The 13336-nt window shown below is 69.3% G+C and carries 11 protein-coding genes; 7 read left to right on the top strand and 4 right to left on the bottom strand.

What is annotated here, in order from left to right; genetic code table 11:
- The first annotated feature begins 2 nt into the window (after positions 1-2).
- The 7 genes from D9R14_RS14025 (at position 3) to D9R14_RS13995 (ending at position 8532) form a co-directional block, all read left to right on the top strand.
- Positions 3-224: an AtzG-like protein gene (locus tag D9R14_RS14025; RefSeq protein ID WP_121623960.1), complete on the top strand. Its 222-nt coding sequence runs from the start codon at positions 3-5 to the stop codon at positions 222-224.
- Positions 221-1636, top strand: a complete 1416-nt coding sequence (locus D9R14_RS14020; RefSeq protein ID WP_121623959.1) for an AtzE family amidohydrolase — start codon at positions 221-223, stop codon at positions 1634-1636. The genes D9R14_RS14025 and D9R14_RS14020 overlap by 4 nt, the downstream gene beginning before the upstream one ends.
- Before the next feature lie 11 nt (positions 1637-1647).
- Complete coding sequence (gene hpxZ / locus D9R14_RS14015) at positions 1648-2037, top strand: oxalurate catabolism protein HpxZ (protein ID WP_121624055.1); 390 nt, start codon at positions 1648-1650, stop codon at positions 2035-2037.
- 52 nt (positions 2038-2089) lie between these two features.
- Entirely contained in the window at positions 2090-2800 is a 711-nt protein-coding gene (locus tag D9R14_RS14010; protein WP_121623958.1) for a GntR family transcriptional regulator, read from the top strand.
- Between the two features lie 473 nt (positions 2801-3273).
- Positions 3274-6999 (top strand): vitamin B12-dependent ribonucleotide reductase, encoded by a 3726-nt coding sequence (locus D9R14_RS14005; RefSeq protein WP_121623957.1) that lies wholly within the window; start codon positions 3274-3276, stop codon positions 6997-6999.
- A gap of 549 nt (positions 7000-7548) precedes the next feature.
- Complete coding sequence (locus tag D9R14_RS14000; RefSeq protein WP_121623956.1) at positions 7549-7776, top strand: AbrB/MazE/SpoVT family DNA-binding domain-containing protein; 228 nt, start codon at positions 7549-7551, stop codon at positions 7774-7776.
- A 63-nt stretch (positions 7777-7839) separates the two neighbouring features.
- The gene (locus D9R14_RS13995) at positions 7840-8532 is read left to right on the top strand and encodes a glutathione S-transferase family protein (protein ID WP_121623955.1); all 693 of its coding nucleotides are present in this window, start codon (positions 7840-7842) and stop codon (positions 8530-8532) included.
- Positions 8533-8538: 6 nt separating this feature from the next.
- Here D9R14_RS13995 and D9R14_RS13990 read toward each other — a convergent pair whose 3' ends face one another.
- The 4 genes from D9R14_RS13990 to D9R14_RS13975 form a co-directional block, all read right to left on the bottom strand.
- Complete coding sequence (locus D9R14_RS13990; protein WP_121623954.1) at positions 8539-8967, bottom strand: Rieske (2Fe-2S) protein; 429 nt, start codon at positions 8965-8967, stop codon at positions 8539-8541.
- A 162-nt stretch (positions 8968-9129) separates the two neighbouring features.
- A complete protein-coding gene (locus D9R14_RS13985) occupies positions 9130-9936 on the bottom strand; it encodes an enoyl-CoA hydratase/isomerase family protein (protein ID WP_121623953.1) in 807 nt (268 codons plus the stop codon).
- Complete coding sequence (locus D9R14_RS13980; RefSeq protein ID WP_121623952.1) at positions 9933-10922, bottom strand: NADPH:quinone oxidoreductase family protein; 990 nt, start codon at positions 10920-10922, stop codon at positions 9933-9935. The genes D9R14_RS13985 and D9R14_RS13980 overlap by 4 nt, the downstream gene beginning before the upstream one ends.
- On the bottom strand, positions 10919-13093 hold the full coding sequence (locus D9R14_RS13975; RefSeq protein ID WP_121623951.1) for an acetate--CoA ligase family protein: 2175 nt from the start codon (positions 13091-13093) through the stop codon (positions 10919-10921). Before D9R14_RS13975 ends, D9R14_RS13980 begins: the two co-directional genes overlap by 4 nt.
- Between the last annotated feature and the right edge of the window lie 243 nt (positions 13094-13336).

Here is a 13336-nt window from a genome sequence, read left to right as displayed (position 1 = left end):
CCATGACCATCGATCTGTCCGAGGACATGCCTTTGCCCAAGGCAACCGACGCGGCGCTGGCGCAGATGCTCGACGGCGCGCTCGCCGCTCACGGCATCGCGCCGGAACCGCACTGGCGCGCCGACGCGCTGATGCACCTGCGCGCCATCGCCGATGCGGCGCACCTCGTGTATTCCCTCGACCTCGGCGACGCCGCCGAGCCGGCGCCGGTCTACCGGCCATGAGCGAAGCTGTGAGCGCGCCCTTCGACCTCGCCACCGCCAATGCCGCGACGATTGCCGCGGCGGTGAATTCCGGCGCCGTGACCGCGCGCGCCGTCGTCGAGGCCTGCCTCGCCCGCATCGCCGCGCTCGATGGCGCCGTGAATGCCTTCACCGACGTGACAGCGGCCCGCGCCCGCGCCACGGCGGATGTGCTCGATGCCCGCCGGGCGAAGGGGGAGGCGCTCGGCGCGCTGGCGGGCGTGCCGTTCGCAGTGAAGAACCTGTTCGACATCAAGGGTCTGCCGACCCGCGCCGGATCGAAGATCAACCGCGACCGCGCGCCGGCCGGGGCGGACGGCACGCTGATCCGCCTCCTGGAGGCGCAGGGGGCGGTTCTGGTCGGCGGGCTGAACATGGGCGAATACGCCTATGACTTCACCGGCGAGAACCTCCACGACGGCGCCTCGCGCAACCCGCACGCGCTCGACCATATGTCCGGCGGTTCCTCCGGAGGCTCGGGCGCGGCGGTGGCGGCGGGCCTCGTGCCGCTCGCGCTCGGCTCCGACACCAACGGCTCGATCCGCGTGCCCTCGGCGCTGTGCGGCACGTTCGGGCTGAAGCCCACCTATGGGCGCCTGTCGCGGGCGGGGAGCTTCCCGTTCGTGTCGAGCTTCGACCATCTCGGCCCGTTCGCCCGCACGGTGGAGGACCTCGCGCGCGCCTACGATGCCATGCAGGCCGCCGACCCGGACGATCCGATGCAGGCGCCGCGGCCGGCGGAGCCGGTGGCGGACACGCTCGGCGCCGGCATCGGCGACCTGAGGATCGCGGTGGCGGACGGCTATTTCCGCACGCGCGGCCTGCCCGAAGCCTTCGCTGCCGTGGACAAGGCGGCGGCAGCGCTGGGCGTCACCCGCCGGATCGAGGTGCCCGACGCGGCCCGCGCGCGGGCTGCGGCCTACGTCACCACGGCAGCCGAGGGGGCGAGCCTCCATTTGCGCCGGCTCGCGGAGCGCCCCGGCGACTTCGACCCGGCGGTGCGCGACCGGCTGCTGGCGGGCCTCGCCATTCCCGCCGCCTGGGTCGATGCCGCCCAGCGCTTCCGCCGCCGCTTCCGGGAGGAGATGCTGGCGCTGTTCGCCACCTGCGACGTCATCCTTGCCCCGGCGACGCCCTGCCGGGCGCCGAAGATCGGACAGAAGACCTTCGTGCTCGACGGCGAGACGCTGCTGGTGCGCCCGAACATGGGGCTCTACACCCAGCCGATCTCGTTCATCGGCCTGCCGGTGGCGGCCGTCCCGGTCTGGATCGACCATGGGCTGCCGCTGGGCGTTCAGGTGATCGCCCCGCCTTGGCGGGAGGACCTTGCCTTGCGCGTCGCCAAGGCGCTTCAGGATGCGGGCGCGGCCGACGCAAGGGTGGCCGCGCTGTGAAGGAGAGCGATGTGGAGATCGACATTCCCGAGGTGAAGGCCGAGGTCGAGGCGGCCTTCGCCGGCTATGAGGCGGCGCTCGCCGCCAACGACGTGGAGGCGCTCGACGGCTTCTTCCGGGCCGACCCCCGCACCATCCGCTACGGCGGCGGGGAGAACCTCTACGGCATCGAGGAGATCCGCGCCTTCCGCAAGGGGCGCAGCCCCGCGGGGATCGCCCGGACGCTGGAGCGGACCGTCATCACCACTTTCGGCCGCGACTTCGCCGTGGCCTCCACCATGTTCCGGCGCGAGAGCGACGGCGGGCGCATCGGCCGCCAGCAGCAGACCTGGGTCCGGTTCGCCGAGGGCTGGCGCGTGGTGGCGGCGCACGTCTCGGCGCTGCCGGCCAGCATGCCCTAAGGGCCATTGCGAGCTTTCACCCAGCCACAGAATCCCGGTAGCGTCTTGATCCATGAGCCTTGCATCGTCATCCGCCGCCACTGAGGGCGCCTCGGCCCCGCGCCGCAGGCGCGGAGCGCGGCGCGCGGTGACGCGCACCGAGGAACTGCGGCTCCAGATCGCGGACGACATCGTGCGCGGACGCCTCGCGCCCGGCACGGCGCTGGAGGAGGTGGACATCGCCAAGCGCTACGGCGTGTCCCGGACCCCGGTGCGCGAGGCGATTCGCGACCTCGCCGCCTCGGGCCTGGTGGAGGCGCGGCCCCATCGCAGCGCCCTCGTCGCCCAGCCCTCGCTTGAGCGGCTGCGCGGCATGTTCGACGTGATGGCGGAGCTGGAGGCGCTGTGTGCCGGCCTCAGCGCCGCCAACATGACGCCCACGGAGCGCGCCCACCTCCAGGCGATCCATGCCGAGCTTGCCGACCTGACACGGCGCGGCGACCAGGGCGGCTACACGGTGCTGAACGAGCGCTTCCACACCACGCTCTATGCCGGCGCCCACAACGACTATCTGAGCGAGCTGACGCTGGCGACGCGGGCGCGGCTGCAGCCGTTCCGGCGCGCCCAGTTCCGCAATCTCGGCCGCCTCGCGCTGTCCTACCAGGAGCACGACCGGGTGGTGAGCGCGATCCTGCGCGGCGACAAGGCCGAGGCCGCCACCGCCATGCGCGCCCACATCAACACCGTCGAAGTGGCCTACGAGCGCTACGCCGAGTCGGTGTGAGCCGCGAGCGGACCGGCCGCGGGACTGATGGCACCAGGGTGCCTCAATGCCATGTTCTGCGCCGTCCCCAAGCTGTGGATGATGGTGAAGATCCTGTGCGCTCCGCTCGTGCATGATCGGCGTGTCACGAAGCCGGGAACGGCCGGAAAGCAAGGCCGCTAGGGATTTGTTAACGGTTGGGCGCGCACCATATATAGTGGGTGACGGCACCTGCGCACCCTAGATCAAGGCGAAACAGTGTTTGACGGACGGCGGAGACTCGCTCTAGCGTTCGTCTCCTGAACGGCGGGCATTCCCGATCGGCCGAAGGCCGGAAGAGGACGTCCCGTTCTTCCGAACACTGCGGTCCTTGTCCCGGGACGGCGCGCGGCGCCGCACCCGCAGTCTCGTCACGTCGTGGCCTCGTCACGGCCGCCTATTCACTTGCTAGACTGCTCGTCCCATGCGGGGGCCGAGCCGAAGGAGCACCGGTCATGCGCGTTGAACGCCGCTACACGCAAGAGGGTCGTTCCCCCTACGCGGACATCCCCTTCCGCGAGACCGTGAGCGAGATCAGGAATCCCGACGGATCGGTGGTGTTCCGCCAGGAGGGCATCGAGGTGCCCGCGCAATTCTCGCAGGTGGCCTCCGACATCCTGGCGCAGAAGTATTTCCGCAAGGCCGGCGTGCCCGCGCGCCTGAAGAAGGTGGAGGAGAATTCGGTTCCCTCCTTCCTGTGGCGCTCGGTGCCCGACGCGGCCGCGCTCGCGGCCTTGCCGGAGAAGGAGCGTCTCGTCGGCGAGACCTCCGCCCGCCAGGTCTTCGACCGCCTCGCCGGCACCTGGACCTATTGGGGCTGGAAGGGCGGCTATTTCGACACCGAGGCCGACGCCCAGGCCTTCTTCGACGAGCACTGCTACATGCTCGCCATGCAGATGGCCGCGCCCAACTCGCCGCAGTGGTTCAACACCGGCCTGTTCTGGGCCTACGGCATCGATGGGCCGGGGCAGGGGCACTATTATGTGGACTACCAGACCGGCGAGCTGACGGCCTCCACCTCGGCCTATGAGCATCCCCAGCCGCACGCCTGCTTCATCCAGTCGGTCAGCGACGATCTGGTGAGCGACGGCGGCATCATGGACCTGTGGGTGCGCGAGGCGCGCCTGTTCAAGTACGGCTCCGGCACCGGCTCCAACTTCTCGGCGCTGCGCGGCGAGGGCGAGAAGCTGTCCGGCGGCGGCCGCTCGTCTGGCCTCATGAGCTTCCTCAAGATCGGCGACCGCGCGGCGGGCGCCATCAAGTCCGGCGGCACCACCCGCCGCGCCGCCAAGATGGTGGTGGTCGACGCCGACCATCCGGATATCGAGGCCTATGTGGACTGGAAGGTGATCGAGGAGCAGAAGGTCTCCGCGCTCGTCACCGGCTCCAAGCTCAACGCCAAGCACCTCAAGGCCATCATGAAGGCCTGCGTGAACTGCGAGGGCGAGGGCGATGCCTGCTTCGATCCCGAGAAGAACCCGGCGCTGAAGCGCGAGATCAAGGCGGCCCGCAAGGTGGCGATCGCCGACGCCGCGATCCGCCGCGTGATCCAGTATGCCCGCCAGGGCTACAAGGACATCGACGTTTCCATCTACGACACCGATTGGGACGGCGAAGCCTACATCACGGTCGCGGGCCAGAACTCCAACAATTCCGTGCGCGTCACCGACGACTTCCTGCGCGCGGTGGAGGCGGATGCGGACTGGAACCTGATCCGCCGCACCGACGGCAAGCTGGCGAAGACCGTGAAGGCGCGCGAGCTGTGGGAGAAGATCGGCGCCGCCGCCTGGCACTGCGCCGACCCCGGCATCCAGTTCCACACCACGGTCAATGACTGGCACACCTGCCCGGCGGGCGGCGAGATCCGCGCGTCCAATCCGTGCTCGGAATACATGTTCCTGGACGACACGGCCTGCAATCTCGCCTCGTTGAACCTTCTCCAGTTCAGGGACGCGAACAAGCAGTTCGACGTGGCGAGCTATGAGCACGCCGTGCGGCTGTGGACCGTGGTGCTGGAAATCTCGGTGCTGATGGCGCAGTTCCCCTCGCGCCGCATCGCCGAACTCTCCTACGAGTACCGCACGCTCGGCCTCGGCTATGCGAACATCGGCGGCCTGCTGATGTCGTCCGGCATTCCCTACGATTCGCCGCAGGGCCGCGCCATCTGCGGCGCGCTCAGCGCCATCATGACCGGCGTGTGCTACGCCACCTCCGCCGAGATGGCGAAGGAGCTGGGGCCGTTCCCGGCCCACGGCGCCAATGCCGAGACCATGCTCAAGGTGATCCGCAACCACCGCCGCGCCGCCCACGGCCTTGCGGACGGCTATGAGGCGCTGTCGGTCGCGCCCGTGCCGCTCGACCACGCCTCCTGCCCGGACGCCCGCCTGGTCGCCGCCGCCACCGCGGCGTGGGACAAGGCGCTCGAACTGGGCGAGGCGCACGGCTACCGCAACGCGCAGGTCTCGGTGATCGCCCCCACGGGCACCATCGGCCTCGTGATGGACTGCGACACCACCGGCATCGAGCCCGACTTCGCGCTGGTGAAGTTCAAGAAGCTGGCCGGCGGCGGCTACTTCAAGATCATCAACCGCGCCGTGCCCGAGGCGCTGCGCGCGCTCGGCTACGGGGAAGCCGAGATCGCCGAGATCGAGGCCTATGCGGTGGGCCACGGCTCGCTCGCCCAGGCGCCCGCCATCAACCATACGACCCTGCGCGCCAAGGGCTTCGACGATCAGGCGATCCAGAAGGCGGAAGCCGCGGTGAAGACCGCCTTCGACATCAAGTTCGCCTTCAACCGGTGGACCTTCGGCGAGGAGTTCCTCAGCCAGGCGCTCAAGGTGCCGGCGGAGGAACTGGCGAACCCGAAGTTCGACCTGCTGGCCTTCCTCGGCTTCGCCAAGAGCGAGATCGAGGCCGCGAACGTCCACATTTGCGGCGCCATGACCCTTGAGGGCGCCCCGCATCTGAAGCGCGAGCATCTGCCGGTGTTCGACTGCGCCTCGCCGTGCGGGCGCATCGGCAAGCGCTATCTCTCGGTGGAAAGCCACATCCACATGATGGCGGCGGCGCAGCCCTTCATCTCGGGCGCCATCTCCAAGACCATCAACATGCCCAACGAGGCGAGCGTCGACGACTGCAAGGAGGCCTACCTGCTCTCCTGGCGCCTGGCGCTGAAGGCCAACGCGCTCTATCGCGACGGCTCCAAGCTCTCCCAGCCGCTCAACGCCCAATTGGTGGCGGACGACGAGGAGGAGGACGACGCTGTCGAGGCGCTGGTGGCCCAGCCGAACGCGGCGCGCGCCGCCGCCGTCACCGAGAAGATCGTCGAACGGGTGGTGGAGCGCATCGTCGAGCACCGGGTGCGCGAGCGCGAGAAGATGCCCGACCGCCGCAAGGGCTACACCCAGAAGGCGGTGGTGGGCGGCCACAAGGTCTATCTGCGTACCGGCGAGTACGATGACGGCCGGCTCGGCGAGATCTTCATCGACATGCACAAGGAGGGCGCGGCGCTCCGCTCGCTGCTCAACAACTTCGCCATCGCCATCTCGCTGGGCCTCCAGTACGGCGTGCCGCTGGAGGAGTATGTGGACGCCTTCACCTTCACCCGCTTCGAGCCGGCGGGGCCGGTGCAGGGCAACGACACCATCAAGTACGCCACCTCCATGCTGGACTACGTGTTCCGCGAGCTGGCGGTGAGCTATCTCGGCCGCAGCGACCTCGGCCATGTGGACCTGACCGAGACCGGCTTCGACGCCCTCGGCAAGGGCGTGGACGAGGGCAAGGCGCCCTCCAATCCGGCCTCCCGCGTGGTCTCCAAGGGCCTGGTGCGCGGCAAGACGGTGAGCCTGCTTGCGACCCAGCCCGCCGGCGAGCCGCGCGGGGCGGGCGACAACGTCACCGTGCTGCGCGCCTGGACCGACGGCGCGACCGCCCTCAAGGGCGAGACCACGCAGCTGCTCGATCCCGCCCCCGAACCGGAGGAGATCGAGGCCGCGGTGGAGAGCCTGATGGAGAAGTCGCTCCCCTGGTCCGCCACCGCCCGCAAGGCCGAGGCGAGGGCCGAAGCCCGCGCCAAGGGCTATGAGGGCGAGGCCTGCCCCGAGTGCATGAACTTCACCCTCGTGCGCAACGGCACGTGCCTGAAGTGCGACACGTGCGGCGGGACGACCGGGTGCAGCTGAGAAGAAAAAGCCATCCCGAGCTTTGCTCGGGATGGCTTATAAATTTTGGAGAACAAAACGAGATACAACTTTGCAAAGAAAAAAGCGCTGGAGCAATTGCTCCAGCGCTTCTACCCACGAAGTAGTGCCATGGCACTTGTGGGGGCGAACGTAAGCCGAAGCTATACGTCTTCCTAGCAATCAGACCGTATTGATTCTGGCCAAGGGCGTCCAGCGGAAACCATGGTCCCTCATTCGAAAGCTATTAGATATGGCAAAGAACGAGACCACGTCGAAGTCCGTCGCCTCAAAGGCATCGCAGATTCTGCGCGACTCGAAGGCGACAAAAGCTGAGAAGTCGGTAGCGGCCTCTGCGTTGACGCAGGCGCCTAACAAAAAGGGCAAATGACGGACGACATCGTCCGTCGGATCGCCTTTGCAGCAGGTGCGGATGCCCAGGGGTCACCCTGGGCATTTGCGTTTGTTGCTGCCAACACCGATTTGCTTCATGCTCGGTAAGGTCAGTACATTAGTTTCCATGAGAACTCTTCGAGTGCCGTGGGCATCGTTATGGTCGCTATAAAGCTCACCAAGGTCGGCAATTCCGTCGCAGCCATCATCCCCCAGGAAGTGCTCCAGCGCCTGAAGGTGGGACAGGGCGACCGGCTCTATCTCACCGAGACGCCGGACGGCTATCGGCTTACGATCTACGACCCTGAGTTCGAAGAGCAGATGGATATCGCGCGCCGTATAATGGCGCGCCGACGTCGCGCGCTTCAATTGCTGGCGCAGTCGTAGCGCGCTTGAGATTCGCCGCCCGGCCATCCCTCGCCCCACTGCTCCGAACGCAAGTAGCCCCCCATGCTCACCCTCTATTCCTACCCCTCGCTCTTCGGCGTCGCCGACAACAACGGCTACGGACTGAAAGTCTATGCCTTCCTGAAGCTCGCCGGCGTGCCGTTCGTGCACGAGCACCTGTTCGACGCCTCGCAGGCGCCGCGCGCCCAGCTGCCCTATGCCACCGACGACGGCGAGAGGATCGGCGACAGCGAAGCGATCATCGCTCATGCGACGCGCAAATACGGCGTGACGCTCGACGCCGGCCTCACCCCCGCCCAGCGCGACATGGCGCTCCTCGTCCTGCGGCTGCTGGACGACCTTTATTGGGTGATGTCCTATTCGCGCTGGAAGGACGAGGCCTTCTGGCCGCTGTTCGCCGCCGCGCTGAAGCGCGAGCACCCGCGCCTGACCGACGAAGACCTCGTTGCGGCCAAGGAGTTCAACGCCAAGCGCTATCATTTCCAGGGCATCGGCCGCTACGACCCGCCGGAGGCCTATGCGCGCGGCCTGAAGGATCTCGGCGTGCTGGCGAACCTCGTGCCGGCCGAGGGCTTCGTGTTCCGGCCGGCGCCCACCAGCCTGGATGCGGCCATCTACGGCTTCATCGCCAACATCTTCTTCTACGATATCCCGACGCCCCTGAAGGCGTTCGTGGACGCCAACGCGAACCTCGTGCGCCATTGCCGCGCCATCCACGCCGCCGTCGCGCTCTGACCTTGCTCAATCGCCCGTAATCATCACCTCCGGCACCGCGTTCGGGTCGTCGATGTCCATGCCGTCCTCGTCGGCAAGGTCGACGCCGGCGAGGCAGATGTCGCCGTCGTCGATGATCAGCGGGATCGCGGTGAGCGCCTTGCCCTGGCAGGGGCCGATGAAGCAGTGGCCGGTGTCGAGGTCGAACTGCGCATTATGCCGGCCGCAGGTGAGGAAGTTGCCGTCCTCGTCCAGAAACTCGCCGGGCACGGTGTCGAGCCGGCCGCCCTCGTGCGGGCAGGCATTCTCGAAGCCGTAGAAATTGTTGCCCTTGCGGGTGACGAGGATCGGCCAGCGCGTGATGGCGCCGGCCTCATCGCGCTTCGCCAGCACGAAGCCGCGGGCGCTGGCGTCATCCACCTCCCAGGTGGAGCAGATGGCGAAGAGTTCGGTCATGAGGCAGCCTTTCCGCGCGCAAGCGGGCCGCGCCGGCGGGCGGTCCTGGCTCATGGGGCAGGCAATATGCGCGCCAGCGGCGTGGCTGCACGCTTCGGCCGGGTCTTCGGTGATGTCCCAGCCCCGCCGTGTCGGGCTTGCGACACGGCGCCGGGGATGCCCTCAGGCGCCCTTGAAGGCGGGCGCGCGCTTCTCGAAGAAGGCCTTCTGCCCCTCGGCGAAGTCGTCCGAGGTGAAGAGCAGGCCCTGGCCGTCGGCCTCCGCGCGCAGGAAGGTGTCGAGCGAGGCCGGGTGGCGCGCCAGCATGGATTTGGCGAGGCCGAACGCGCGCGTCGGGCCGTCCGCGATCTCCTGCGCCCGCGCCAGCGCCACCTCCAGCGCCGCGCCGGCCGGGCAGGCGATGTCGGCGAGGCCGTTCCCGGCTGCCTCGGCGCCGGAGAAGGCCTGGCCGAGGAACACCATGCGCCGCGTCGGCGCCGGACCCATGCGCCACGGCAGGGTCCACAGCGCGCCCATGTCCGGCATCAGGCCGATGCGGCCGAAGGCGCTGACGAACTGCGCGGTCTCGGCCGCCACCACGATGTCGCACGCCGCCGCGAGCCCGAGGCCCGCGCCCGCCGCGTGGCCCTCCACCGCCGCCACCACGACCTTCGGCCCGCCGACCAGCAGGCGGGTGATGCGCTGCAGCCGCTCCACCCGGTCGCGGCTGGCGATGCCGGCGCCCGGCTTCATGATGGAGATGTCGCCGCCCGCGCAGAAGGTGCCTCCGGCGCCGGTGAGCACGATGGCGCGCACCGCGCCATCCTCCATGCCCTCGGCGAGGCGGTCGTGCAGCGCCTCGCGCAGGCCGAGCGAGAGCGCGTTGCGGCGCTTCGGCTCGTTGAGGGTGATGAGGAGCACGGCGCCGCGCCGCTCGGCCAGCACCAGATCGTCCGCGTGCCCTTCGGTGGTCGTCTCGGTCGTCGTCATAGGCGCACCACGGCCTTTCCCAGCTGCTGGCGGGCGGCGATGCGGCCGAGGATTTCGGGCACCGCGCCGAGGCCGTCCACGATGGTGAGCGGCCCGTCGAGGGCGCCGGCGGCGATCGCCGCCAGAACCCGTTCCGCCGATCTAGCAAGCACTTGCGGCTTCTGCCAGCGATAATAGCCGAGCACCATGCCGAGCACCGCCCGGTTCTTCACCAGCAGCCGGTTGGCGGCGAAGCTCGGCACGGCGCCGCCGGCAAAGCCGATCACCACATAGCGCCCGTCCCAGTCCAGAAGGTTCGCGGCAGCCTCGGCAAAGGCGCCGCCCACGGGATCGACGATCACGTCCGCATCGCGCCCGCCATTCAGCGCCTGGAATCGCTCGCGGAACGCCTCGCCATAAATGAGGGCCGCATGGGCGCCGGCCGCCATGGCCACCGGATTGCGCTCCTCGGAACTGGTGGCGGCGATGGCGCGGGCCCCCATGTGCCGGGCGAGCTGGACCGCGCAGATGCCGACGCCGCCGGCGGCGCCGCCGACCAGAACCGTTTCGCCCGGCTGAAGCCGGGCCCGTTCCGCCAGAGCCAGGTCGGCAGTGAGCGCCACCGAGAGCAGGCCCGCCGTGCGCACCGGATCGCATCCCTCTGGCAGGGCGAAGGTTTCCGTGACGCTCGCCGCGACGAAGGGCGCATGGCCGCCGTCATAGACCAGCGCGGCGACGCGCTGGCCGGGCGAAAAGCCGGTGACGCCCTCGCCCAAGGCTTCGATGCGGCCCGCGACCTCCATGCCGGGGGAGAAGGGCACCTCGTGCTTGTTCTGGTGGGCGTTGCGCGCCATCAGCACGTCCACATAGGAGATGCCGGCGGCTTCCACCGCGATCAGCACCTGCCCCTTCTTCGGCACTGGCACGGCGGCGGGCGCGACGGCAAGTCCCGAGGGGTCGCCGTGGGCGGTGCAGACCAAAGCGTCCATGGTTTCCGGCATGCTCATGAGGCGGCCCTTCCGGCGGCAGGAACGATGACGGCGTCGAGCGCCACCGCGCCCCGGCCTTTGGGGAAGACGAGGAAGGGATTCACGTCGATGCTCTCGATCCGGTCCGCATTGGCGGCGGCGAAGCGCGAGAGCGCGACGAGCGCGGCGGCGAGCGCCTCAGTGTCGGCGGGCGGGGTGCCGCGCACGCCTTCGAGCACCTTCGCGCCGCGGATCTCGCCGATCATGGCGCGCGCCTCCTTGAGGCCGAACGGCGCGCGGCGCAGGGCCACGTCGCCCATCACCTCCACCAGCACGCCGCCGAGGCCGAACATCACCATCGGCCCGAACACCGGGTCCACCGTGACGCCGAGAATGGTCTCGACGCCGCCCTTCGGCATCATTGGGGCGACGAGCACGCCGTCGAGGCGCGCATCCGGCGCGGCGGCGCGGGCGCGCTCCAGGACCGTTGCCGCCGCTTCCCGCACCGCCTGGGCCGTGGCGAGATTGAGCGCGACGCCGCCGATGTCCGATTTGTGGAGGATGTCGGGGGAGAGGATCTTCACCACCACGGGAAAGCCGATCTCCTCGGCCGCGCGGGCGGCCGCCTCCGGTGTCGCGGCGACGCGCACGTCCGGGGCGGGCAGGCCGGCGGATTTCAGCAGTTCCAATGCCTCGTGCTCATTGAGGGCATGGGCCGGGATGTCCGCGGGGGCGCCCGGCGCCGCGATGGGGGAGGGGGCCTCCGCGAGCCGGGCGGCGAGGCGCGCCATGCGGGCGGCGGTGGCCACCGCCGTGTCGGGCGCCGTGAACACCAGGCAGCCGGCCGCCTCATAGGCCCGCTGCACCGCCGGCGGGGTCGCGCCGGAGATGGCGATATAGGCGTCGGGATGGCGCGCGCGCACGGTTTCCCACACCTTCTGGATGCGGAAGCCGTTCTCCTCCTTGTGCCCGGCGCCGGCATTGAAGCCGACGATGGAGCCGAACGGATGCTCCGCCAGCACCACCTCGACCATCTGCTCGAAGCCGGCGAGGTCGCCGAGCATCTGCCCGGTCACGTCCACCGGGTTGCGGGCGCCGGCGAAGGGCACGATTTCGCGGATGCGGTCCTGGGCGGCGGCGCTCAGGGGCACGGTGTCGAGCCCGCCGGTCTCGGCCTCGTCGGCCATCATCACGCCGACGCCGCCGGATACGGTGACGAGGGCTATGGCGTTGTTCTTTGGCGCCTTTCCGAAGGCGAAGGCGTAGCCGAGGTCGAACCACTCGGCGATGGAGGAGGCGCGGTAGGCGCCGCACTGGGCGATCACGGCTTCATAGACCGCATCGGCGCCGGCGAGCGAGGCGGTGTGGGAGGCGGCGGCCTCGGCGCCGACGGCGGTGCGGCCGACCTTCAGCACCACCACCGGCTTGCCGGCGGCGCGGGCCATCTCCAGCGCCTGGACGAGGCGGGCGCCGTTGCGGGCGCCTTCCATGTAGACCAGGATCACGCGGGTGGCGGGGTCCTGCGCGAGATAGGCGATGCCGTCCGCAACCTCAACGTCCGCCTCGTTTCCGGTGGTGATCCACTTGGTGAAGGACAGCCCCCGGTCCTGGGCGAGATTGGCCACGTAGCCGCCGAACGCGCCGGACTGGCTGACGAGGCCGACCGCTCCGCCCGGCGCGAAGCGGGGCTTGAAAAACGGGCAGAAACTGGCGACCAGACCGGCGTCGATATTGGCCACTCCGAGGGCGTTGGGGCCGATGATCCTGAGGCCCCGGGCGCGGGCGAATTCGGCCAGCTTCTGCTGGGCGGCGCGGCCCTCCTCGCTCACCTCGGCGAACCCGGAGGAGAACACCACGGCGGCCTTCGCGCCCTTGTCGGCGCACGATTCCAGGGCCGCCATGACCCCCGGTGCCGGGATGGCGATCACCGCCAGATCGATGGCGGAGGGGATCGACGCGATGTCCGGCACCGCCCGATATCCAAATACTTCATCCGCCTTGGGATTGACCGGGAATACTTCGCCCGGAAAGGCATATTCCCGCAACATTGCGACCGGGATTGCGCCGATCTTTCCCGGCACCGTGGAGGCGCCGACGATGGCCACCGAACGCGGCTCCAGGAGCGGCTTCAGGGAGGCGGTGTCGATCGCCGTCGTGGCCGGCGGGACGGAACGGGGCTCGGCCGGCACAGCGGCGCGCGGAACGGACATGCCTCGACCTCGGGCGTTGAAGGATATGGCGTTTCGGGCTTTCGGGCAGGCGCCCGATCATTCTTGTTGGGACCGCGGCGGGCAAGATGCCGACCGGCCATACGGCATTTAATACAATTGAATTAAAATTGCTGTCAAGGCGACCGACAGGTCCCCGGCACGCCCCAAATCAGGGCTCGCGGCGCGCCGGGACCGGCAGATGGTCCCGCCAAGTCCCGCACGGTCCCGCCAAGTCCCGCATGG

The sequence above is a fragment of the Xanthobacter tagetidis genome, assembly GCF_003667445.1.
Lineage (GTDB): Bacteria > Pseudomonadota > Alphaproteobacteria > Rhizobiales > Xanthobacteraceae > Xanthobacter > Xanthobacter tagetidis.
This window is presented reverse-complemented; position numbering and strand designations above follow the sequence as displayed.

Coding starts and splice junctions, on each gene's coding strand:
- D9R14_RS14025 (WP_121623960.1), top strand. CDS start 3: ATGACCATCGATCTGTCCGAGGACATGCCTTTGCCCAAGGCAACCGAC.
- D9R14_RS14020 (WP_121623959.1), top strand. CDS start 221: ATGAGCGAAGCTGTGAGCGCGCCCTTCGACCTCGCCACCGCCAATGCC.
- D9R14_RS14010 (WP_121623958.1), top strand. CDS start 2,090: ATGAGCCTTGCATCGTCATCCGCCGCCACTGAGGGCGCCTCGGCCCCG.
- D9R14_RS14005 (WP_121623957.1), top strand. CDS start 3,274: ATGCGCGTTGAACGCCGCTACACGCAAGAGGGTCGTTCCCCCTACGCG.
- D9R14_RS14000 (WP_121623956.1), top strand. CDS start 7,549: ATGGTCGCTATAAAGCTCACCAAGGTCGGCAATTCCGTCGCAGCCATC.
- D9R14_RS13995 (WP_121623955.1), top strand. CDS start 7,840: ATGCTCACCCTCTATTCCTACCCCTCGCTCTTCGGCGTCGCCGACAAC.
- D9R14_RS13990 (WP_121623954.1), bottom strand. CDS start 8,967: ATGACCGAACTCTTCGCCATCTGCTCCACCTGGGAGGTGGATGACGCC.
- D9R14_RS13985 (WP_121623953.1), bottom strand. CDS start 9,936: ATGACGACGACCGAGACGACCACCGAAGGGCACGCGGACGATCTGGTG.
- D9R14_RS13980 (WP_121623952.1), bottom strand. CDS start 10,922: ATGAGCATGCCGGAAACCATGGACGCTTTGGTCTGCACCGCCCACGGC.
- D9R14_RS13975 (WP_121623951.1), bottom strand. CDS start 13,093: ATGTCCGTTCCGCGCGCCGCTGTGCCGGCCGAGCCCCGTTCCGTCCCG.